We start from the raw sequence: 24,025 nt of genomic DNA, 5'->3' as shown, positions 1-24,025 counted from the left end.
GGCATTTATTGTGTTTTATGAATTCTTGAGAACTATAAAAGCCATAAGAGTCATTGGTTATAATAAACCCTTAGCGTAATGACAGAGAAGGCAGCCAACCGGCTGTCTTTTTTGGTTATACTACGGGCTTTTCGGTAACAAGCCTTTAGGTGGTGGATATGATAACCAAATTACCAAGGTGGATACTGTGGGGCGGGGCTGTACTGGCATTCAGTGCGGGCTGCCTCAATACGGCAGCGTTGATGGGATTTACCAATTTGTCCGTCTCGCATGTCACAGGTAACGTGAGTCTGTTTGCTGCTGCTATTGCTCATTTTGATGCCCGAAGTATTTTATATATTGGCGCGTCGTTGTTGTCATTTTTGGCAGGGGCAATATTGAGCGGTTTTGTCATTGGGCAAACCTCATTGAAGTTAGGACGGCGCTATGGCACTGCGCTTTATATTGAAGCGGCGTTACTGCTGATCAGCTATCTGCTGTATAAAGAACATGATTACTTTGGACAATTGGCGGCGGCAATGGCGTGCGGATTACAGAATGCGATGGTGGCGACCTATAGTGGCGCTGTCATTCGTACTACTCATCTAACGGGTCTAACGTCAGATATGGGTGCTGCTATTGGTAATTGGCTAGCAGGACGCTCGATTAGCAAACCGACATTGGGTTTTCAAGCGATTATTTGGTATTGCTTTTGCGGTGGCGGGGTAGTGGGCGCGTTTTTATATGCTAGGATCGGCTATGGCGCGTTGTTTGTACCGATCACTATCGTACTGACAGCGGCATTCGTCTATAACTATGCCTCAGATCATCTGCCAGAACAGAGACCACCACAACTAAAAAAGCGCTTATCATCAGATAAGCGCTTTTAGGCTATTTTTTATAGCTGTTTATACCGAATTATTTATCGTCTTCTGAGTCATGGTCTTCATGTTCGTGCATACCTTGCATCATATCTAGGGCAGAATCATCCGTACGCTGTTGGTCTTTTTTATCGAGACCATCTTGGTTGATATCTGTTGGCGCCATCTTCGTGGTTGCGTCTGTTTTATTTGAGTCTGTCATAGCATGCTCCTGATTATTTTTATTGACTGCCAACGAAGAGGTGAATAGCAAATATTCATTGGCGTTTCATTTTTATTCTACCCATCAAGTATGTGATAGCGCTACCTCGTTGTACATATGCGATGTGCGCTTGTTTAGTGACGATATGTAACGGAACATCATTGGGGTTGCCATTCAACCACATAAATTTCTTAGTAGGATGACGTTATCTTTAAAAGGTTATCGTTAAAAAGTTATCGTTAAAAAACAGTCACGATTCAAAATCATCTTTATATTTTAGTTTTTTATAACGTCTTTGAGGACAATAAGGATATGTTATGTCAGAGCAAAAGTTAGACAGCCATCTTCCTGATGATGGCAATGAGTATTTATTTACCGATACCTTTCCAAAAGGAACTGGCAAAGGGCTGATACTGGTTATTATCGCTGCCATTGTCAGTATGATTATTTACAATGTATTGCCGTTCGATATAAATGCCAATAAAGGCTTGGCCATGCTGTTCTTTATCGGCGTGTTATGGCTGACAGAAGCGCTACATGTGACCATTACTGCACTATTAGTGGTGGTGGTTGGCGCACTGATTGGCATCCCAGAGTTCGATGCCGAAATCGGTTTGCAGAGCTTTGCAAACCCAACGATTTACTTGTTTTTTGGTGGTTTTGCTTTGGCTGCCGCCTTGCATGTACAGCAATTGGACAAAAAAATTGCGCTAAAAATTCTGTCTATGTCAGGTGGCAAGCTTGGTACGGCTGTATTTTTAATATTTGGGGTCACTGCATTTTTGTCGATGTGGATATCGAACACTGCCACGGCTGCGATGATGCTGCCCCTTGCACTCGGTATTCTGACGCAGGTTGACCGCGAAAAAGATCGCGGTACGTTTGTGTTTGTATTATTGGGTATCGCTTACTCTGCCAGTTTGGGTGGTCTGGGTACGATTGTTGGTTCACCGCCCAACGCCATCGCCGCAAAAGCGCTTGATATTGCGTTTATCGATTGGATGAAGTTCGGTATTCCAATGATGTTGGTACTATTGCCGTTGTTGTTAGGCGCTATGTATTTGTTCCTGAAGCCCAATCTTAATCGTACGGTCGTCCTTGTCGAAGAGGAACCTATTGAGTGGAATAAACCTCGTGTAGTGACGATTATTGTCTTTATTGTGACAGCACTGAGTTGGATATTCTCCAAAAAAATCGGTGCGGCACTTGATATCACCGATACCGATGCGGTCATTGCTTTGTCAGCAGCTGCAGCGGTGGTGAGCTTAGGGCTCGTATCGTGGAAACAAGTCTCTGATAATACTGACTGGGGTGTGCTCCTGTTGTTCGGTGGTGGTATCGCACTATCAACAATTTTGAAAGTTTCTGGTGCCTCGTTGGTGCTGGGCGAGACCGTGGCCAATGCGTTGTCTTCGGCACCACTTATTATCGTAATGATTGCGGTATCAGCATTTATTATCTTCTTAACAGAGTTCGCTTCTAATACCGCCTCTGCCGCATTATTAGTACCGGTATTTGCTGCTATTGCTGAACAGATGGGTTTACCACATGAAGTGTTGGTACTGGTCATAGGTATTGGTGCCTCTTGTGCCTTTATGCTTCCTGTCGCCACACCACCAAACGCGATTGTATTTGGTACGGGGCTTATCAAGCAGTCAGAGATGATACGGACAGGTATTATTCTTAATATCATCGCCACCTTTGTGGTAGGGCTATGGGCGTATTTTTTCCTAATTTAGTCTTATAATAAGCTGACTATAAATCCATGACACCCGATGTTTGAGTTACTCTCAAGCATCGGGTTTTTTGTTTCTTTTTAGGTTTAATGACTGTATAACATAACTAATAACGGTATAAGATTTCTCTTTTTTAACGACAATCTGTCTGATTTTTATCACCTTGATTTAAAATGAGGACATGTTCTAACAATAATCAATAACGTCATCTCATTAAACGGATTTAATAAAAATGGCAAAACGTCTAACGAAAATCATGGTCTTTATTGTTTTGGGGCTGCTTGTTTTATTGATAGCTTTAATCGCACTTTATTGGGCGTCTGATAAAAGCGTCGCCGACCTAGAGCGTTGGCAACTGCCCAATAGTGAGTTTGTAGACGTGCAAGGTATGCAGGCGCATGTGATCAGGTCGCCAAGATGCACTGCCCATCCGAGCAAAAATGCCATAAAAAATGAGATAAAATCTAACCTTAATAGTGCTAAAGCTTTTGAACAATCCAAAACTATCGTATTACTACATGGCACTTCAGCAAGTTTGCATACGTGGCAGGGCTGGACGCATGAGTTAAGTGATGACTATTGTGTCATCAGCATGGATCTGCCAGGGTTTGGCTTGACTGGCCCTTATACCGATGAATCTACTCAGTATGACAGTGCCAATTATGCTAAGTTCGTCATTGATGTGCTTGATCATTTAGAAGTGGGTCGTGTGACGTTAGCAGGAAACTCGCTGGGTGGTAAAATCGCGTGGCGTACTGCGGCATTATATCCTGAGCGGGTTAATAACCTTATATTGGTCGATGCAGTTGGCTACCCTGCAACACCAAAGCAGGTGCCTATTGGTTTTAAACTGGCGAAATATCCCATACTGACCCCACTGCTTAGCCGTGTGCTACCGCGTGATGTTGTGAAAAAAAGTATCTTAAGCGTCTATGCGGACGACAGTAAAGTTGATGAGGCTTTGGTGGATCGTTATTACGATTTGACTTTGCGTCAAGGCAACCGTCTGGCGTTGAACCGCCGCTTGCTGGAGATGGATAACACGGCAAATCAAGCACAAATCAAACAATTAAATTTACCAACCCTCATCTTATGGGGTGCGCAAGATGACCTAATTCCAGTAGAAAATGCCAAACTGTTTCATCGAGATATCGCTAATAGCCAGCTAAAAATATTTGATAATTTGGGACATGTACCACACGAAGAGGATTCCGTAGCGACGGTTAAAGTAGTAAAGCAGTTTTTGCTTGGTGAACAAATAGATGAGTAATCCAAAAAATAAACGAATAACGACAATAGCCGCTATTTCCGACATTCATAGCAATGTCTTCGCGCTTGAAGCTGTGTTGGCTGATATCAAACGTCGCAATATCAATCAAATTGTCAATCTAGGTGATATTTTATACGGACCGATTGCCCCTAAAGATACCTATGCGCTTTTGATGGCGCATCAGAACGATATCATTACGATTCGAGGTAATCAGGATAGACAGATTTATGAAGCGACAGCGGCAGATATTGCTGATAACGCAACCATGGCTTTTATCCTTGAGGACTTACCCAAAGCGGCTATTGAATGGATGCAAGCTTTGCCGTTTGATTATCATTTGAGTGAAGATATATATCTATGCCATGGGTCACCAACGGATGACATGGTATATATGCTCGAGAATATCGAAACAGGGCAGCCGATAGTACGTGATGATGCAGATATTCTGGCACTGCTTAACGGTATTGAGAGCGCCGTTATCATCTGTGGTCATACTCATATCCCACGTACCGTTACGCTATCGACAGGGCAAATGATAGTCAATACAGGTAGCGTTGGTTATCCAGCCTATGAAGATGATTTGCCTATCGCTCATAAAATGCAAACCTATTCGCCACATGCCAGTTACGCGCTTATTAAATGCATTGATGCTAAGCAAAGTACTATACAAGATGCTGTGCAAGATACAAGCTGGCAAGTTGAGCATATCAAAGTACCTTATGATTATGAAGCTGCGGCTAAATTGGCTGCAATGAACGGTCGTGAAGATTGGGCGTTTGCGCTAAGGACAGGGCGGGTGTTATAACTATAAAAATAGCTAAAGCAGTTTCAGACTAAGCTGATAACATTAACTAGGGTGTGTCATCATTTAGATTGTGTGGCTTAAAATGAGGAAAATTGCAGCCAAACAAGGAAGGAATTGCCGTAAATATGAACATATTGACAAGATTTCTGACGATGTTTGGCAAAATTTAGCCATTTTAAGACCACTAAATGTATCAATGTGCTAATTGATGACATGCCCTAGATTAACGACAAGTTTTATATGCCTAATAAGGATTGCATAAGATGCCAACACTATTTATGGTGCAACTTGGTGGTCGCCCAAAAGGTCGTTTGATTGAGCAGCATGACATGTTTTTTGGCGTGGCCAATCAGGTGAGCGAGCTAATAGAGGATATTAATCACCATTGGCCTGAAGTCAAAAATAAATGGCACATCGACTCGTATCGCGCTATTACTAAGGTTGGTAATCACTCGATAAAGTTAGTCGAATCAGCAACTAGTGATGGCAATAATGGTTTAAAACTGTTCTTTATTAATTTAGGCGGCTATCAGCAGGGGAGCTTCGAAGAGTTTCATTATAAACTACTTATCGTTGCTGCCACTCAAGCCGATGCTGTCAAACAAGCCAAACAGAGTGCATTTTATAAAGAATTTACTTTTAAAGATAAAGATTCACCTTTCGATGCCGCGTCGCATATTGATGATAAATTTGCGGTGGATATCGACGATATTTATAACGTTAATGATCTTATCTCAAACGTACAGATTTTAATTGAACCTATTGCTCATGATAGTCATGCACTTGCAAATACCGATGATGACAAAGAGTACGTCGGTTACCTCAGTATTAAGAATTTAAGGAAGGTGACATAATATGGCTTTAAATATGTACTTTAAGAACGGCATAATTCGCAAAACGCGCTGCCAAATCTCTGATGAGCTAGTGCCCGCCCTATATCAGATTCATGACAATGGCAGTTTTCCGCAACTCACTTGGTTAATTGATAATCTGTATGACAATCCGCAGATTCAACCCGACATTGCTCAAGCATTGGCTGATGAGATGGTAGGGTTTGAAAAGTTAATACTCTCGCTACACTTACCTTTCCCTAGGGTGCCACTACAAAAGATGCAGAACTTCTTTATGCAAGCGGCTGCTAGTCAACAGGTTATTCATACGAGTAACGATTAGGGTCTGTTGAACATTCAAATATTAGGACTGCTGATTGCTAAAATCGCATCAAACTAGGCGTAAACCGACGATAATGTCGAGACCTTAGCTAGGTTTGCAACAACGTTTGGAGTGATTTTAGCATCAGCCCCAAGTATACAAGCAGGGGCAGGGCTATTTTTTGCCAGTACATGGCGAAATTGTCTACCCTAGAATGACTAGGCGTCAAAAATTTCACTGCGTACTGTCTAAAAAATAGCCACTGCCAGTTCCACATTTCAATGTTCAACAGACCCTAAATTTACAAATAATTTATTCATAAAAATAAAATATGGCTGGTAGATTTGAAAAATTTTATAAGAGGGTTTGTTAAGTGGGTTATCGCAGGTATTGGCCTTGGGATAGGAATTTTTATTGTTCTAGTGGCTATAACACTTTGGGATAAAAAGAATAAACAAGACACATCGGACGACACTACAGCGGTACTGAGTAACGATACTGACAATTCTCGAAAAGAAAATAATGAGTTGTTAAACCTCCAGTTTACGGTCGAAGATCAAGACGTACCAGCAGGGTATAAGTTGATTGAGGATGGAAGCCTCATGTTAGATGCGCCTATTATGGGGATGGAGTGGGAGAGCATAGTGGACGAGAATGTCGCTACTGAACCACGGGTTTATGAACCTTTTATGATCTATCAGTGCATCACACAAAACGGTGAGCATTTACGTTTGGATGTGATTAATAGTGATATTGGTTATATGCTCAAGTATTATTTCGCCACCCAAGGCAATACCTTAAAGTTAGAGGCGCAGCAAGCTGCTGAGGGTGCTTATTATGCGACTTATTTAAATAGTACTAGACTCATTATGAGGGATCCGAATAATTATTATCAGCTGTCGCAATTTGAAGATGGCGATACCACCTTTTATATTATTAATACTATCACCGGTCAAGAGATGAATCATTTTTCTTGTGAGAATAACTCGATTGAAAATGCTCAGTATGCTTTGATTGCTCAAATGGAGCCAGAACATTTTAAATTTAAGCCTATGACTGATGAGCTTGAAGAGATTTTAAATGAGCGTTTTGAAAATAGGTAAAAGAGGTCTCAGCTGCCAAGCAAGCACTATAACCACCTTGAATCTGACCCAAATTACCCCCATAATCAAACCACTTATAAACAATAAATAGCCTAAGCAAATATGTCTAATACTTTTAATGATGATTCAAATTTAGCAAGCGATGATTTTTCTGATAGTTTAAATAACGCAGCTGGTGATTTAGCTGAAGCAAATGATATAAATAACTTTGCAGAACTGCCTGTACTGGCAAAAGACAGCTATTATCTAAACCGCTTAGAACGTGAGCTGGCGCGTGCTGTTGTTGCTAAGAATAAAAAATCCAACAATAACGCGAACGAGAAAAACGATAAAGCAGAAGATATTCTTGCCAAAAAACGCGCACAATATGACAAAATAAAAACCCGCTCGCAGCAAGCAGTGCAAGCGCGTATCAATAGCATTCCTCAGGACTTGCCAGCCAAATTAAACCTTGATTTACCTGTCAGTCAGCGAGCAGAAGATTTAATCCAAGCAATTATTGATAACCAAGTCATTATCATTGCTGGTGAGACAGGCTCGGGTAAGACCACTCAGTTACCGAAGCTGGCAATGTTGGCAGGTCGCGGTATTACTGGGCAAATAGGGCATACACAGCCAAGGAGATTGGCAGCACGGAGTGTGTCGAATCGTATCGCTGAGGAGTTAGGCGAGCAGTTAGGTAATACGGTTAGCTTTAAGATTCGCTTTAATGAGCAGGGTACAGCGCAATCGGTCGTTAAGCTCATGACCGATGGTATCTTGCTGGCTGAACTAGGACATGACCGATTTTTAAGTAAGTACGACACCATTATCATTGATGAAGCCCATGAGCGTAGCTTAAACATTGATTTTATTATGGGTTATTTGAAAAAGCTATTGCCCAAGCGTCCTGATCTAAAAGTTATTATCACTTCTGCAACGCTTGACACCAAGCGCTTTAGTGAATATTTCAGTCGTTATGATAACAAGCTAAAACGTAACGTACCCGCACCGATTTTTAATGTCGAAGGGCGTAGCTTCCCCGTTGAAGTTCGCTATCGTCCGCTGACCGATGAGCCGGTGACCAGCTCGGATGATGACAGCTACGATGATTTTGAAGAGAACCTGCCACGGGCGGTTGTGGCTGCGGTAGAGGAATGCTTTAGCGACGCCCAAAGCAAAGGTCATGCTGATCAAGCAGACATCTTGATATTTGCCGCGACCGAAGCAGAGATTCGTGAGACACAAGAGGTGCTAGAGCGTCATGGCCCGAAGCACACTGAAGTGTTGCCTTTGTTTGCGCGACAGACGTATGAAGAGCAGCAGCGTATTTTTCAGCCGTCCGGTCGCGGCAGACGTATCGTTATCGCGACCAACGTGGCTGAGACAGCGCTAACCGTGCCCGGTATTCGCTATGTGATCGATCTGGGCTTTGCACGGATTTCACGCTATTCATATCGTTCACGCGTGCAGCGTTTACCGATTGAGGCGATTTCACAAGCGGCTGCTAATCAGCGCAAAGGTCGCTGTGGTCGTGTCGCACCAGGTGTTTGTATTCGTCTTTATAGCGAGGAGGACTTTACTGGTCGCCCTGAGTTTACTGAGCCTGAGATTCTGCGTACTAACTTAGCTTCAGTTATTTTACAAATGGCCAATCTGCGTTTAGGTAGCGTTGATGATTTTGAGTTTATTGAGCCACCCGATAGTCGTTTAGTTACTGACGGTCATAAATTACTCGATGAGTTAGGGGCAATTACGGCTAAAAGCGAAGCTGTCGCCTCTCCTCAGACCAACAAGCCAAAAGCAAAAAAAGGTCTCGATCATTTAAGCCTGACGCCTACTGGTCAAAAGATGGCACGTATGCCAATTGATCCAAGGCTGGCACGTATGCTGGTTGCTGGTTCTGATTTTGACTGTATTCGTGAAATGCTTATTGTGGTCGCTGCGCTTGCCGTACAAGATCCGCGCGAGCGTCCTGCCAATAAGCGTCAACAAGCGGATCAAAAGCATGCAGAATTTCGCCAAGATGACTCAGATTTCTTATTTTATCTAAGTCTGTGGAAAGCCTTGTTTGAAACCGATGAAGATGGCAACAAGCTCTCTGGTAATCAACGCAAGCAATTTACCAAGAAAAACTATCTGAGCTTTCCACGGGTGCGTGAATGGAGTCAGACTCATCGCCAGTTGGTGCAAATGGTCACCGACCTCAAGCTTACGGATGTTAAAGAGGCAAAAACTACGGATACGTTAGAAAACGTGACTAACGATCCAACAGCGATTGATGATGAAGAAATCAAAGCGGTCAAATATGCCAATTTACATCGCGCATTATTAACAGGTCTGTTGTCTACGATTGCTCACAAGACTGAAAGTCGTGGTGAATATCTAGCGGCGCGCCAGCAAAAAACCAAAATCTTCCCAGCGAGTACGGTGTTTAAACAGATACCACCGTGGGTCATGGCGTTTGAAGTTGTAGAAACCTCGCAAGTCTTTATGCGTACTGTTGCCAAAATTGAACCAGAATGGATTATCTCAGCGGCAGGTGACTTATTGAAGTATCACTACTTTGAGCCGCATTGGTCGAAGAAAACGGGACGTGTTAAAGCTTACGCACAGATTAGTTTATTTGGTCTAATTATTATCAGTAAGCAACTGACCAATTATGAGCAAGTCAATTTAGTTGAGTCGCGAGAAATCTTTATCAGAGATGGTTTGGTAACGGGTAACTTAGGTCGCCAAGCGCCATTCTTGCAGCATAATATGGACAAAATCGCTCATGTTGAGCGTATCGAAGACAAACTGCGCCGTCGTGATTTATTGGTCGATGAAGAGACGCTGTACCAGTTCTACGACAAGAAAATCCCTGAGCATGTCGCCAGTCGTAAGGCTTTTGAAGATTGGCGTGCCGAGGTTGAAAAAACTGATGCCAAGCATCTTTTCTTCACCGATGACGACGTACTCAATAGCCAAGCACCGACCACAGGTGACTTTCCAGAAGTATGGCAGTTGGGTGATTTGAAATTACCACTACGCTATATTTTTGATCCTGCGAGCGATGATGATGGAGTGACTATTCGCGTGCCACTTGTGGCGCTACCGCAGCTAGATGCTATCGAGCTGTTATGGGGCGTACCCGGTTGGCGCTTTGAGTTGGTTTTGCAATTACTTAAGTCACTGCCAAAAGATATTCGCCGTCAAATTGTGCCGATTCCCGATACTGCCGATAGTTTGTTTGATGAATTGCAACCCGCTGGTGGACAAGGATTGCTCAAGCAGCTTTGCCAAGCCTTAAACCGTCGCGGCATTATGTCGGTTACAGCAGACAATTTTAATCCCTCTGCCATTGATCGCTATTTGCAGCCACAAATCTGTGTGGTCGATGATAAAAATCACATTATAGAAAAAGGTCGCGACCTCCAGACGCTACAGATTCGTCACGCCTCTGAGACCAGACAGGCTGTGAATGAGCAGCAAGGCGCGCATACCGAATTCCCTGAGCATTTTGCCTTTAGCAAAAATCATCATAGCGCAGGCGTGGTGATGAAACAGTTTGCTGCTTTGGTCACTGATGAAGCTGGTGAGGCGGTATCGATCCATCAGTATACCGATGTCAATGCTGCATTGCAGGCGCACCGTATCGGGGTATTGACCTTAATCAAAGGTAAGCTTGGCGCTAAGAAAAAACAGCTGACCAGCCAAATTGATAAGATATTCAAACTGGCATTTGCGCCCCTTGGCGACATGGAAGCCTTAAAAACCATTGTTATCGATGCGACGCTAGATGCCGCTCTGGAAGAGCACTATATTTTATTTGATCATAGTGAAGATTTGCCAGAGAGCGCTGATGATATCGCTGTTGGCTTAAGCGAGGAGCTCCCGTTCACGCCAGAGGAATATGGGCAAACACTTGAGGTTGTGTTGAGCAACTTCTTATTGACTGGTCAAGCTGTCATAAAAACTCTCAAAAATGTCTACACTCGCTGGCAACGCATTCGTCAGAGTTTGCTCATGCTCGATCGAGAGATCTTTGGTGAGTCTATCGAAGACATCGAGGATCAGTTGCAGGACTTGCAGCTTGCCAACTTTGTCTATCATATGGATTACAGTCAATGGCAGCAGTATCCGCGCTATCTAGAGGCGCTGGAGGTTCGCATTGAGCGCCTTGAACACAATATCGAAGCCGACCTAGATGGTGTCTATGCGCTGGACTTGCACATGGAGCGTCTGGCAGGTCGCGCCAACAATGAGTCTATCAGCGAGTACCGCTGGATGGTTGAGGAGTATCGCATTCAACTGTTCGCCCAGCCCATGAAAACCCGTATGGCGGTATCACCGAAGCGTCTAAGCAAGATGTGGGATAAAGTGAGTTAAGGCTCGATATGAGTGTTAAAGCTTGCTCATTGACAACATATGACCATTGTATTGTATAGCCCTTTAATTTAGTCGATAATATTTGATTAAATTAAAGGGCTATTATTCTTTTACACTAGGGCGTGTCCTAAATTCAAGCGATTGTATCTAAATGGGCTAAATTTTTTCAACAGATCCTAATATACAGATATTATTGGCACTATTTTCCTCGTTTGACTGCAATTTATCTCATTTTTATAGCCGTTTTTAAAATGAGGACACGGCCCAGAGTTTTTTGGACTTTATTCAATACATTGACGTAGATTTTTGAGCAGGATAAAAAATAATAATTAAAGGTAGATTGATAATATTAGGATTTGCATCAACTATATTTATGAGTACGGACTGTGATGAAACACAAGCCAGTAATAATAAAAATGCGAAGGTATTCGCGCCAACAAGCGTAGAAAAAGAAGTGTAGTTACGAGGCAGTTTTAAAAGAAGCTTTGAGGTTAATGAATTAGTTTCTGGTGGTATTAGGGAATCTTGGCTATTAGTTTCGACCATTCAGATTTCTTTTTACCACGCCCATGCTATAAGCCAAAAAAGCAATAAATGTTAGAAAGACGATAAAAGGGGTAAGCAGCCATATCGTAATATTGATGAGTAAGGGTGATAACAAGCCATCAAACATATCGAAATCGAGCCTCAAAGAGTCACTCAATACGTCAATTGCTCGCTTGGAAATCGGGAAGAGCAATGTGCTTAGCGCTAACATATGGTTATATTTACCAAAATCAGGATCTGTCATTAACACGGAAAAGTAAAAGACCGAGTAAAAGACAGTACTTAGTGTCCAGCATTTAAGTGTGTAACTGAAACGAATCATAGTAGCTCCTCACGAAATATACTTGTGATTAACCTAGGAATAACGGTGTTTTAATAGCCCTAAATGCATAAATTATATATATGTTATATTATGAATATATAGGTCAAGTCAACTGTTATTTTTTTGATTAGGATATTTCATGAGTGATTCGATTGAGAAGTTGAGTCGTCTAAGCGGCTCCTTGACGTGAATACGTAAAATAATAAAATGAAGTCAAAAGCTACACTGACCTATAAGAAAAAAGTTATCAAAGTCTGAGTGTTATTTCATAATGTATACACCAGACAGATAGCGAACGGGTCAACCAATCACTTTTGGCGGTAAATAGATAGTAAACCTATTTAAAGGCTGAATAAGTACACTATAGGGGGTATTTTGCTCTGAAAGAGTGACAATGCCTAAGTCTGATAACAGCTTGAAATTGGCAGAAATCAAAGAGGCTGGCTGTACCTCAAGTCTTTTATGCCAGACCCGGTAACTACCAAGCTTACCATCACGGCGATGATAAAATCCTGCCAGCGGATGGGTCAAATAAATAAGCGCCGATTCTGTATCAGGGAAGCCTGGGAACGAAAAATCATCCTCTGTATTTTGCGCAAGCGATACCGACGCCGCTGCCCATTCTGACTCAGCGTTTACCGAATACTTTACATACTTGCCAGTTGCGTCATCAAATTGACAATCAAAAGTCATTTTCGCGCTATGCCAAGGCAAACTCCATAAGTACCTTGGTACTGCTAATGTCCAAGAATCTAAAGTGGTGCCTAAAAACCATACGCAGCGCTCACCAGTCTTTTTATCTATGATATAGATACGATAGTTGGTCTGTCCCATGGTGAATGTTGGAAAAGGATAAACCGCAGAGGTAAAATCAACATCGATAAAGGGTACAATAGAGATCAAGCCTTTTTCTTCGCCGTCTATCATGACCGTATCGAGCTTGAACCTGTCAGGAAATATTCCCTCGAACCTGTCTACTGGCACTGCATACGTGATAATAGAAAAATGTTTTAATCCGCATACAACGTCGATACCTGTGGGTTTAGGTCTCTCATATAAATAATCCTCAAAACGTCGTAATTCTTGCACGATATTTCCTTATATAATTATGATAATGGTTAAGGTTAAGATAATGAATCTACACCCTTTATAGCGCTCAAGGTGCGTCAGTTATTAATTAAGCTCACTGCTCGGACTGACTCCAAACAAGCGCTTATATTCACGGCTAAATTGACTGGGACTTTCATAGCCTACCTGCATGGCGACTTGTGAAATTTGTGATTCACCACGTTGAATAAGCTGCCTCGCTGCCATCAAGCGTAGGCTTTTTTGGTATTGCAGCGGACTTAATTGAGTGATCTCTTTAAAATGCTGATGAAACCCTGAAACACTCATGCCACATTTACTGGCCAACTCTTCGATGATGACGGGTTCACTCAAATGTGCTTTGAGCCAATCCGTCGCTTGGCTGATACGATGCGTATGACTGCCATTGACGACGAGCTGTCGCAATTTATTGCCTTGCTGTGCTGAGAGCAGTCGGTAGTAGATTTCTTGTTGAATTAATTTAGATAAAAATTCTATATCATTTGGATAATCGAGCAAGTTGATGAGTCGTTCAAAGGCGGCAAGTATCGTATTATCCAAATGCCATTTTATACCCAGATGCTTTTCTTCTGTATTTCGTGCGGGCGGTATCTGGGCCAATATTTCTCTAATCATAGCAAGGTCTAACTTCATAGACATTACAATAACTGGACTGTCTACTGAGGCATGTTTGACATGCATGCTCAGGGGAATGTTTACAGGGCAAAACATCAAATTGCTATTATCAAAATTTTGGCAATCATTCCCTAAATAAATCTCTCGCTCACCTTGTAATACAATACAAATACTAGGCTCTTGAATATAGCTGACGGTTCTATTGGGTCTATCTGCACAGTAGAAAAATAAACCCGGAATAGCAGACTCGATGGTCTGATTCTTGGGCAGTATGTTAAGTAGTTGCGCAATCGTTGTTGGCTGCATCATAGTTATCTTAGATAAAGGCGTGTTGATTGAAAGTTTATAAGCTTGGTGTTTCTCGGTTTGATATTTTTTATAGTATGTCTTTAATATAATTAATGACTTAATATTACATATATTTATAGAATTAGGCAAGAGTTTTGGAGGACTATTCTAACGCTTTAAGCTGAGAGTGCCTATAATAACTCCATTGAAACAAAACAAGCATGACTTCTAATAACATCAAAAAAGGAATATATTATGAAAATTTTCTATAAAACTCGCGCAACAGCAACCGGTGGTCGTTCTGGACATACAGGCTTAGATGATGGCTCATTAGGCTTTGATTTGGTCTCTTTTCAAGAGCAAGACAAAGAGGGTGTCAATCCAGAGCAGCTTTTTGCGATGGGCTACGCGGCCTGTTTTGATAGTGCCTTGAACCTGACGGCGCAACAAATGAAACTGCCGATCACGGCTTCGAAAACCTCTACCCAAGTTGGTATTGGTATGAAGCAAGATGGCAGCTATAACTTAGATATAGATCTATACGTTGAAGTGTCTGGCATTGACGAAGCACAAGCGCAAACATTGATTGAAACGGCTCATCAAGTGTGCCCGTACTCGAATGCCACGCGTGGTAATGTTGATGCCCGCTTACACGTGACCGTTGTCTAATATAAGTGCTTTGTCGTAGAGCGATTATGGTTTTATGCTAATAAACCAATAATCTCTTACTAGTCAGCGTAAATCTCCAAAAAAAACGCCAGTAGCTTAAGTTACTGGCGTTTTTTTGTCATCGATAAATAGGGTTTTCAGATGAAGTTGCAATAGCAAGAAGTGATACCATTCACAAAAATTAGAGTAGCAAGGACAACGAATATAAGTACTACGCATTGTAGATTAAGCGAGTTTGACACAGCTAATCGTACTTTTTGGGTTTGGTATGATCCGTATTTTTAAAATGAGGACATGCCTTACTGATGCGTATTATCTGGAATTACTATCATTTTTACGCCACCCCAAGTGACCAATACGATGCCAAGGGCAATTAAGGAAGCTCCTAAAAACAGACCCTCTGGTGGACTTTCTCCCTGCAAAAAGATGGCTACCGGCACGCCAACGATTGCGCCTACTGAGCCCAATAAACTTAATAGCACGGGACCGCCTGTTTTTTGCAATAAAAACAGCAATAAAAATTGTCCAGCAAAGATAAAGGCTTGTAGCACAATCAACCCAATAGGCAGTAATGCGCCCGTTGGCACCGCAAGCGAGAAGTTCGGCAAGGTGCCAACCACACCTAAAAAGATAGCCGCCGCGATTAACATGCCGGGTGCCAGCGAACTAGGCGACGCCGCATTTGGCCAACGCAAGGTACGATAGATATTCCCAATCGCTAGCAAAACAGGGCCACACAGCGCGAGTAAAATCCAGAAAATACTGGCATCGGGAGCCGAAAACTTGCGTATTGCTAAGACACCCACACCGCTCAGCGCTGCCGCCACGCCCATAGCGCGAACGACATTGAATGTCTCCATACGCATAAATAGCGCGCCAAGATAGGTGAGCAATGGTGGCAAAGCGATAATTAAGGCGACAAAACCTGCACCAACTTGTGGAATTGCAGAAAATAAAATCAAGTTGGAGCCTGCAACACTGACAAGGGCAGCGACCGAATAATATTCCAAACTACGGACAGTTAGCGGCGGCAAATCATGCCGTAAAATCGCCACGGCTGATAGTAGAAACGCTGCACCAGTAATCGACCAAAAAAGAAAGGCGAGTGGCGATAAGCCAATTTGCCCTGCCGCTTTCGCTAGATTGGTGGAAATGCCTATCAAGGCGCCACCAGCCAACAGGCAAGTTAACGGGACAAGCCAAGTGTGTCTTTTATAAAATGAGTTGTTATTGGTTGATTCACTCATGAACTACCCTAGTAATAAGTAATGAAGCCGATTATTAGGACGTGTGCTCATTTTGAAAATGGTGATAAAAATAAGGTAAATTGTCGTCAAACAAGAAAAATAGAGTAGATAATATAAGGATATTGATCAGCTATTTGATTCAGTCTGTCAAGATTTAGCCGCTTTCGTTCAAATTGAGGGACACGCCCTAGATAGGATATCATTATTAAAGACATGGTAGCCAAAACCAGTTGAGTATTTATGAGTATATTGGCTGTTACATAGTCATAACCACACATAAAAAATGCCAGTAACTTATGCTACTGGCATTCTTATTTTTGATGGGTATGACATAGAGTAAGTCATTTTATATCGGACTTACCATGCCTCATAATATTAACTAGCGGTCTGTGGTGTTTTTTTATTTAAGATAAACACCAGTACCGCGCCCAAGATGACTGCACTTGATAGGATAAACGGTAAGGTCAGTTGCTCCGATAAAAATACCACACCAAGTATGGCAGCCAATACTGGTACGCAGAGTTGTACTACTGCCGCCTGAGTGCTTTTTAATAAAGGCATTGCCATATACCAAACGCTGTAGCCCATGCCAGAAGCAATTGCGCCCGACGCGCAAGCCAATAAGATGCCCTCGATACTGATAGCGGACAATGGCATGTTTTTTAAATAAACCATGCCAATGATGAGTAATAGCGGAATAGCGACGAGGCTTCTGATAAAGTTAAAGCCCGTGGCTCGTAGCGGTGATACGCAGGTTTTGCCGCGTATACTGTAGATGCCCCATGCCACACCACTGATGGCCATCAATGTCGCTGCCAATACGGATGGAACAGCTGCTGATGGCAGCATAAGATAGACAAAACCTGCTACTGCTACGATAAAAGCCATCCATTGTAAGGCACTCAACTGCTCTTTTTTGTAAATACCCCAACCAATCATGGTGAGTTGAACCGCTGAAAATAAAATCAACGCGCCAGTTCCGGTGTCAAGCTCAACATAAGCAATCGAAAAGCAAAGCGCATACACCACCAAACTTAGACTGCTGAGCCAGCTGCCTTTGTCTTTCAAAATAGCTTTATTTTGTGGATTGTTGAAGGTTAAATCTTTACGTCGTAGATTATAGCTATAAACGCCCATAATAATGCTCAGGCAGATAGCACCACTAAGCAGACGGATGATAGTGAAACTCCACGCATCTATGTATCCCTCTGCCAAGGCCATTCTACAAAAAAGAGAGTTTGCGGCAAATGCTATTAAGGCAATAATCGTGTATAACGTGGCTTTCAAAAATAATTCCTACAATCATTAAATTGGTTTTAATTAGCTAGAGCGTGTCCTCAATTCAATTGATCATATCTAAACGGGCTAAAAATGGCTAAATTTTGTCAAAAATCGTTAAATAGCTGGTTAATATCCCGATATTATCTGCGCTATTTTCCTCGTTTGACTGCAATTTATCTCATTTTTATCACCATTTTTGAAATGAGGACACGCCCTAGAGTCTGTTGAACATTTATATGGTGTCAGGCGCGCTCAGTTTATCATCTATGGCACTTTTACTCGCCTTCCTTGTATCCAAAATATCTTGGATCGACTATAGCCAAAATTTACTGTTGAGCCTTATATTGGAATGGAAGTAGTATAGTGCAATACCAAAAAACCTAACTTATAGATTAAAATGATACATACCTTATAAATAGGCTCGATTTGAAAATGACAAGGAAAGAAAGATATGGATTGGGCAAGTATTTTTATTTATGACACCACGTGGGCATTTGCTGCTGAAATTGTGGTACGCGTCATCGTGATGTTCGTTTTGATCATTTTGTTTTTACGCTTTACTGGCAAGCGTGGCGTGCGCCAACTGTCTATTTTTGAGCTGACCATTATTTTATCACTTGGTTCCATTGCAGGTGATCCCATGTTTACTGAGGATCTTCCGATTATTCAGGCTGTACTGATTATGAGTACGGTAATTCTGCTTTATCGATTATTCACATGGATCATGATGAAATATCAGCCTTTCGAAGATCTGCTAGAAGGGAAGTCGCTCTACATTGTAGAAGACGGCATGCTGGTACTCGATAAAATTAAAAAGGGCAAAATGTCCCATGATGAGTTTTTTGCTGAAATGCGCCAACAAGGGGTTGAGCATCTGGGTCAAGTGCGTACTGGCTTGCTAGAAACAGATGGTAATTTTAGTATCTTGTTATATGAACCTGAGAAAACTGGCTATGGTATGCCACTTTTTCCTAAGCAGTATCAACCTGTCGAGGAGATAGAGTCAGGAACGTATTATGCATGTATGCATTGCGGCTACGTCAATCACATATCTGACCCTAATCAGTGCTGCGAACGCTGTGAAAACGACTGTAGAGACTGGGCAAAAGCCTTAAATAGCAAGATTATTAGATAACAACTATATTGAATTATCTATGAGTAGATTGAGCAGTCTTATGTTGGTAGGTTTAGCAAGTGATACCAACGTAAGACCGTCCTAGACTGAACGTTTTTTGCACGTGCTAACTGAGTTAGGCAATTTTATACCAGTCAATTTTACGGGTCATGACCATCACGCAAGCGAGTAGTACAAAACAGAAGACAGCACCAAGCAATAAATTCATATCTTCAGTGGTTAAGATGCCGAAAAATGAGGCATACAATCCTGCCAGTGTGGCAGTAAAAATCGCGGCTCGTTTGATGCCGCCCAGTACATAATAAGTATACCAACCAATAAGTCCAACACAGGCGCTGGCAGCAATGGCATAAGCCTTCCAAAAGACGATTTGCTCAGCAAGTGGTAATAATAAAACATAAAAAACAAACAGCGCACAACCGACCAGCAGGTACTGAATAGGGTGGATGCGGCTGGATTTAATCACTTCAAATAAGAAAAAAGTGCCGAATGAGACCAAGATTAATAATAAGGCGTATTTCATCGCTCGTTCGGTTTGTAAATATACGTCATTGGGCTCAGCAAAACTCACACCAAAGCTGTTCAGGCGCACATTTTGGTAGCTGTCAGTCACGGTAGTGCCTTCTTCTGTGACAATACCTTCCATTGCTGTAATCGCATCATCAGGAGTCATTGACTGGCTACTGGTATCGAGAGTGGCTTTACTGATGACGACACATCGGTTGTTAGCGGTGCTAAGACACTGCGACAAATCTTGATTGTTGGCGATCGTTAGATATTGATTTTGCCAACTGGCTTCAAAACCGTTAGCAGTGAATTTCTTGGCGTTAGGGAGCGCCTTGCCAATGAAATTGGGCGCATGCCAATTACTGCGCATCGTTAAGGTAAAGTTTTGTCCAGTCGGAACCGTATTTAAATTGCTGATACCCGCTAATGGCAAGTCAATCATGATGTCAGTCGCTTGATTGCCTTTAATATCGGACGACTGACTGCTGATATCTGTACTGGCTAATGCCTCGCTGTTGATGCTTGTGGCAATGAGACTGCTTTTATTCTGCTGGCTAGCCATGTTTTTCGTGGCACGCTGCAATATGTTTTGCGGAATAGCGACTTCTACATAGGTCAGATTTTTCAGTAAGGGTGTCTGCGGGTAAGTAGCTTTTATCGGTTTTTGCTCAATGGTCACCGTTGGTAGAGTCGCGACGCCGCGCAGATCTGACACTGGAATAATCAATTTTGCTTCATTCCAGTGAATGATGGTTTCTTTGGGTTTCGTTTTATTTTTACTGGTAGGTGTATTGACGGAGCCTTGCTCTCCACTAGCCGTGCTCGTCGCTTCATGTAAGCGGCTGATGGCTTTATCAAAAGTGTAACGTTGGTCAAATTTCAATGTCCCATCATAACTGGTCGCATGATAGATGCCGCGCTTATAGGTATCAGTGCTTACCTCAAGATCTTGTGTTGCTTGGGTTTGATTTGCGAAAATGGTTTCAATTTTTGAGTAGGACGATTCACATTTACTGGTTGTGCCAGGCGCTGTAATCTGACATTCAGGCGTGACAGTAGTTGGAATGGCAATAAATGGTGTAATGACTTCCTGAGGATTGATATGCTGCTGGGCGATTTCTTTGATCACCGACGCAGCATAATTTTGTCGCTCGTAAATCACCGAGCCAATCATATTGAGACCGATGGCGAAAATAATGCATAGCCCAGCGATGATAGATAGTTTGGTAAATAGTGTTTTTTGCATGAAAGCTCCTCATATGATTCTTTATTCCAAAACTGTCCATATAACAGTCAATAGGTTCAAAGAAAATCATAAAGGAGTGATAAAGAAAAAATATGTAAGAACAATGGAGAGTGTGTGGAATAATAAAAATCAGTGCTTTTTGGTGTCGCCAACCACTTTGTCCATAATCGCAAATAGCAGGCCGGATAGAACGAATGTCATGTGAATAATGACTTTCCACATGAGTTTGTCTGCTTCACCCTCACTCAATTCATTAGGAATATCCATAAAGGATTTTAAAAGATCAATGGCAGAAATAGCGACGATAGCGCCAATGACTTTTAATTTGAGCCCAGAAAAATCTACTTTGCCCATCCAGTTAGGTCGATCAACGTGATCACCAGTGTCAATTTTTGAGACAAATATTTCATAGCCACTGAATATGATGATTAATAACAAACTGGCTACTAAGGAGAGGTCGACTAACACTAATATATTGACAATGACGTCTGACACAGAAGCGCTAAATACAGTATTAAACATCATGACTGTTTTTTGAATGAATTTTATAAATAATAAAATAATACCTAGCACGAGCCCTAGATAAAAAGGCGCTAGTATCCAGCGGCTATTGAATATGGTTTTTTCTAGGTAGCGTTCAATGTTTTTTAGCATAGACATCTCTTGATATTCTTAAAGGTTGTAGGTCATTTACTTATAACGTGGTATAGGATAAATTTAAGAAAGCCATTCGAGCATTTGTTGTACTCGCTCCTTTCTATCGCCACCAATGCGCTGGAATGGTCTTTGGTGTTTATTTAGTTGGCTGGCGAAATAGGCGCTTATCTCGTCACGTTGATGTGGACTGTCTCGCAAGTCATCAGCGACCCATGGTGTATCAACGTCAGTCAATAATATCAAATCATAATGATGTGCCAATGCCGCTTGCTCAAGGGCGATAGGACAGTCGCCATAATACCAGTGAGAATAAACCATTAGCTCAAACAGACTGGTGTCACAAAACAAATAATGGCTAGCATCGGACGTCTGAGCGACTTGTTTAGCCAATTTATTTTCTAATGCAATCTGACCTTGTGCGATAGGTAGCAGATCATCCCACGTGCAAGTCAGCTGCTCGTCATCCCATTTTGCTTGTAAGTAGGTGCGCATATATTCTGATACCCAAGGGCTATCAAAATGTCCTGCCAAATCCCGACATAAAGTCGTCTTGCCCGTACTTTCTGCGCCTAAAACAGCGACATTTATGACAGATTTAGGCGTATGCTGCGTGAGATTGAATGCGATAGCGTCGTTGCCATTCATAATATGCCCAGATTGCGATGAGAGTGAAGACTACATATTGTAGCGCGGTAAACGTAAAACCTTTATAAAAGTATAGCGGTACTGATATTGCATCGGCAATGATCCACAGTATCCAATGCTCAATCTTGCGCCGTGCCATGAGCCACATTGCCATTAAAAATAAAGCGGTAGTGAGCATATCAGTGTAGTCGACCCACGTAAATAAATGCAGTCCAAGTACTGCACCATCGAAGCTAAAACCGTTATTAATCACTGGTCGGAAATAATAAATCAGTGCTACAAATCCGATCGTTCCCGCTGCCAAAGTAGAGAGTATAGGTATGTCGCCTGCATGCAGGTGCTCGATACGGACATTATTAGCGTCGTTTGACTGCTTATGCTCGACAGATTGAGTCTTCTTATTCTTTGACCAATTAATCCAGCCATATAGGCTCATCACGGTATAGTAAGCATTTATAAACATATCGCCAAACAGCTGCCACTTCCACAGTAAATAGACAAATATAGCAGTGCTGACCAAGCCAATAGGAAAGACCAAAATATTGGTTTTGCTGGCAAGTAATACACTTGCCACGCCAAAGACGACGGCAATCAGTTCAAGGACAATGAATATCGTAGAGTAGTCAGCGTATTGACCAAATAACCAATTGAGAAGTTCTGCCATTAGCTTTCCTAAATATAAGCGTGTATTGATATTCTTGCTAAATAATATAGTTCGATGAATAGTACAGAGTAAAACAGCGCCAATTATAACGTAGCTACCGTAAAATGAACTGAGTCTTTGCTTATTTATGGTGAGAAACAGATTATTTGTAACAAAGTATTAGAAAAATTATAATATTCAGGCATAATAAAGGCACTGATTTTAAGTTTACAGTTATTCACTGAAATTGAATGGCTATTATTTTCCACTTTTATGCTTATTCCAAGCACCACAGTAGTAGACAAGGAAGCTTATCATGACGACTTGTATCACGGGCACGGGCCTATATATCCCACCTTATAGCATCAGCAACGAAGAGTTAGTAGAGTCATTTAACCAGTATGTTGAAAATTATAATGCACAGCATGCTGATGAGATAGCAGCAGAGACTGTGACCGCACTTGAGCCTTCTTCAGCCGCTTTTATCGAAAAAGTATCGGGTATCAAATCACGTTATGTGATGGAAAAAGACGGCATTTTAGATCCTGAAATCATGGCTCCCGTGATTCCTTATCGCAATCTAGGCGAAGAGCTGTCTATCATGGCAGAAATGGGTGCCGCAGCGCTTAGAGATGCTTTGGCTGATGCTGGACTTGAGGCCAATGACTTGGATGGTATTATCCTTGCTTGCTCAAACTTCCAGCGCACTTATCCTGCGGTTGCCATCGAGATTCAAAATGAAATCGGTATGATTGGCGGCTTTGCTTATGATATGAACGTCGCTTGTAGTGCCGCGACTTTTGGTCTATCACAAGCACATGGTTCTATCGTATCTGGTTTGGCCAAGCGCATCGCTGTGGTCAACGTAGAGATTACCTCGGCGCATCTTAACTGGCGTAACCGTGATAGCCACTTCATCTTTGGTGACGTAGCGACAGCGTCTATCGTTGAAGATCTCGATACGCCAAAAGGTTATGAGATTCTTAACTCTAAGCTATTTACTCAGTTTTCGACCAACATCAAAAACGAATACGGCTTTATGGATCGCTCAGAGTTTTTAGCGGCACAGACTGAGATGTATCCAGATATCAAAGAACCAGTCACTGATAAACTGTTTTTACAAAACGGTCGTAAAGTATTCCGTGAAGTCTGTCCAAAAGTGTCAGAGATCATCACAGAGCATTTGACTGAGAACGAATTACAAGCCAGTGATGTGAAAATGATGTGGTTACACCAAGCCAATGCCAATATGTTAGATTTAATTCTACGTACAGTCATCGGTAAAGAAGCAGATAAAGCGATTGTCCCAAGTGTCATCGCTGAATTTGCCAATACCAGCTCAGCCAGCCCGATGATTGTGTTCCATCGCTATAAAGATGAGTTAGCATCAGGTGATTTGGGCGTGATTTGTTCATTCGGCGCAGGTTATTCGATTGGCTCAGTATTGGTTCGTAAAGTGTAGCGTTTCATTCTAGATCTTTTTTAACGATAAAAATAGCCAAGATCTTTCTTGGCTATTTTTTTTATGTCTACGTTTTTAGTATCGCATTTTATAACCACTAACTGATGAGAAAACAGGGGAGTATTTCAGCAGCGATAGGAATGTCTGCCAATAGAACGGCAAAATTACTTAGAATAG

At 42.0% G+C, this 24,025-nt stretch carries 20 protein-coding genes; 11 read left to right on the top strand and 9 right to left on the bottom strand.

The features are described from left to right. Positions 1-158: 158 nt before the first annotated feature. Entirely contained in the window at positions 159-869 is a 711-nt protein-coding gene (locus IOD06_RS00830; RefSeq protein WP_194618591.1) for a YoaK family protein, read from the top strand. 28 nt (positions 870-897) lie between these two features. On the opposite strand, the gene IOD06_RS00825 is transcribed toward IOD06_RS00830, so the two are convergent. Further along, positions 898-1,062, bottom strand: a complete 165-nt coding sequence (locus tag IOD06_RS00825; protein WP_189581845.1) for a hypothetical protein — start codon at positions 1,060-1,062, stop codon at positions 898-900. 317 nt (positions 1,063-1,379) lie between these two features. Between IOD06_RS00825 and IOD06_RS00820 the strand changes: the two genes are divergently transcribed. The 7 genes from IOD06_RS00820 to hrpA all read left to right on the top strand — a co-directional run bounded on the left by IOD06_RS00820 (position 1,380) and on the right by hrpA (position 11,478). After that, entirely contained in the window at positions 1,380-2,801 is a 1,422-nt protein-coding gene (locus IOD06_RS00820; RefSeq protein WP_194618589.1) for a DASS family sodium-coupled anion symporter, read from the top strand. Between the two features lie 229 nt (positions 2,802-3,030). Beyond that, on the top strand, positions 3,031-4,068 hold the full coding sequence (locus IOD06_RS00815; protein WP_194618587.1) for an alpha/beta fold hydrolase: 1,038 nt from the start codon (positions 3,031-3,033) through the stop codon (positions 4,066-4,068). Then, on the top strand, positions 4,061-4,873 hold the full coding sequence (locus tag IOD06_RS00810; protein WP_194618586.1) for a metallophosphoesterase: 813 nt from the start codon (positions 4,061-4,063) through the stop codon (positions 4,871-4,873). Before IOD06_RS00815 ends, IOD06_RS00810 begins: the two co-directional genes overlap by 8 nt. 263 nt (positions 4,874-5,136) lie before the next feature. Then, positions 5,137-5,727 (top strand): DUF1543 domain-containing protein, encoded by a 591-nt coding sequence (locus IOD06_RS00805; RefSeq protein WP_194618584.1) that lies wholly within the window; start codon positions 5,137-5,139, stop codon positions 5,725-5,727. Position 5,728: 1 nt separating this feature from the next. Next, entirely contained in the window at positions 5,729-6,046 is a 318-nt protein-coding gene (locus IOD06_RS00800) for a hypothetical protein (protein WP_194618582.1), read from the top strand. Between the two features lie 323 nt (positions 6,047-6,369). Next, positions 6,370-7,128: a hypothetical protein gene (locus IOD06_RS00795; RefSeq protein ID WP_194618580.1), complete on the top strand. Its 759-nt coding sequence runs from the start codon at positions 6,370-6,372 to the stop codon at positions 7,126-7,128. Positions 7,129-7,326: 198 nt separating this feature from the next. Further along, positions 7,327-11,478: an ATP-dependent RNA helicase HrpA gene (gene hrpA, locus IOD06_RS00790; protein ID WP_194619574.1), complete on the top strand. Its 4,152-nt coding sequence runs from the start codon at positions 7,327-7,329 to the stop codon at positions 11,476-11,478. A gap of 1,168 nt (positions 11,479-12,646) precedes the next feature. Here hrpA and IOD06_RS00785 read toward each other — a convergent pair. Both IOD06_RS00785 and IOD06_RS00780 read right to left on the bottom strand, forming a co-directional pair. Next, positions 12,647-13,435 carry a DUF2071 domain-containing protein gene (locus IOD06_RS00785; RefSeq protein WP_194618578.1) on the bottom strand — a complete coding sequence of 263 codons (789 nt, stop codon included), beginning with the start codon at positions 13,433-13,435 and terminating at the stop codon, positions 12,647-12,649. Positions 13,436-13,519: 84 nt separating this feature from the next. Further along, on the bottom strand, positions 13,520-14,377 hold the full coding sequence (locus IOD06_RS00780; protein ID WP_265087648.1) for an AraC family transcriptional regulator: 858 nt from the start codon (positions 14,375-14,377) through the stop codon (positions 13,520-13,522). A 234-nt stretch (positions 14,378-14,611) separates the two neighbouring features. On the opposite strand from IOD06_RS00780, the gene IOD06_RS00775 reads away from it, so the two are divergent. Next, entirely contained in the window at positions 14,612-15,025 is a 414-nt protein-coding gene (locus tag IOD06_RS00775) for an organic hydroperoxide resistance protein (RefSeq protein WP_194618576.1), read from the top strand. A 299-nt stretch (positions 15,026-15,324) separates the two neighbouring features. Here IOD06_RS00775 and IOD06_RS00770 read toward each other — a convergent pair whose 3' ends face one another. Then, positions 15,325-16,272, bottom strand: coding sequence for a DMT family transporter (locus IOD06_RS00770; RefSeq protein WP_194618575.1), 948 nt, complete (start codon positions 16,270-16,272; stop codon positions 15,325-15,327). Positions 16,273-16,647: 375 nt separating this feature from the next. Beyond that, complete coding sequence (locus IOD06_RS00765) at positions 16,648-17,559, bottom strand: DMT family transporter (protein ID WP_194618573.1); 912 nt, start codon at positions 17,557-17,559, stop codon at positions 16,648-16,650. A gap of 445 nt (positions 17,560-18,004) precedes the next feature. Between IOD06_RS00765 and IOD06_RS00760 the strand changes: the two genes are divergently transcribed. Next, positions 18,005-18,688, top strand: coding sequence for a DUF421 domain-containing protein (locus tag IOD06_RS00760; protein WP_194618571.1), 684 nt, complete (start codon positions 18,005-18,007; stop codon positions 18,686-18,688). A gap of 115 nt (positions 18,689-18,803) precedes the next feature. On the opposite strand, the gene creD is transcribed toward IOD06_RS00760, so the two are convergent. The 4 genes from creD to pnuC all read right to left on the bottom strand — a co-directional run bounded on the left by creD (position 18,804) and on the right by pnuC (position 22,407). Next, positions 18,804-20,441, bottom strand: a complete 1,638-nt coding sequence (creD, locus tag IOD06_RS00755; RefSeq protein WP_194618569.1) for a cell envelope integrity protein CreD — start codon at positions 20,439-20,441, stop codon at positions 18,804-18,806. Between the two features lie 129 nt (positions 20,442-20,570). Then, positions 20,571-21,095 carry a TIGR00645 family protein gene (locus tag IOD06_RS00750; RefSeq protein WP_194618567.1) on the bottom strand — a complete coding sequence of 175 codons (525 nt, stop codon included), beginning with the start codon at positions 21,093-21,095 and terminating at the stop codon, positions 20,571-20,573. A 63-nt stretch (positions 21,096-21,158) separates the two neighbouring features. Beyond that, on the bottom strand, positions 21,159-21,743 hold the full coding sequence (locus IOD06_RS00745) for an AAA family ATPase (protein WP_194618565.1): 585 nt from the start codon (positions 21,741-21,743) through the stop codon (positions 21,159-21,161). Then, on the bottom strand, positions 21,694-22,407 hold the full coding sequence (gene pnuC, locus IOD06_RS00740; protein ID WP_194618563.1) for a nicotinamide riboside transporter PnuC: 714 nt from the start codon (positions 22,405-22,407) through the stop codon (positions 21,694-21,696). The genes IOD06_RS00745 and pnuC overlap by 50 nt, the downstream gene beginning before the upstream one ends. A 295-nt stretch (positions 22,408-22,702) precedes the next feature. Between pnuC and IOD06_RS00735 the strand changes: the two genes are divergently transcribed. Further along, positions 22,703-23,848: a beta-ketoacyl-ACP synthase III gene (locus IOD06_RS00735; RefSeq protein WP_189581890.1), complete on the top strand. Its 1,146-nt coding sequence runs from the start codon at positions 22,703-22,705 to the stop codon at positions 23,846-23,848. Positions 23,849-24,025: the final 177 nt, after the last annotated feature.

Origin of the sequence: Psychrobacter sp. N25K4-3-2 (assembly GCF_015351755.1) — a bacterium.
GTDB classification, from domain to species: domain Bacteria; phylum Pseudomonadota; class Gammaproteobacteria; order Pseudomonadales; family Moraxellaceae; genus Psychrobacter; species Psychrobacter glaciei.
This window is presented reverse-complemented; position numbering and strand designations above follow the sequence as displayed.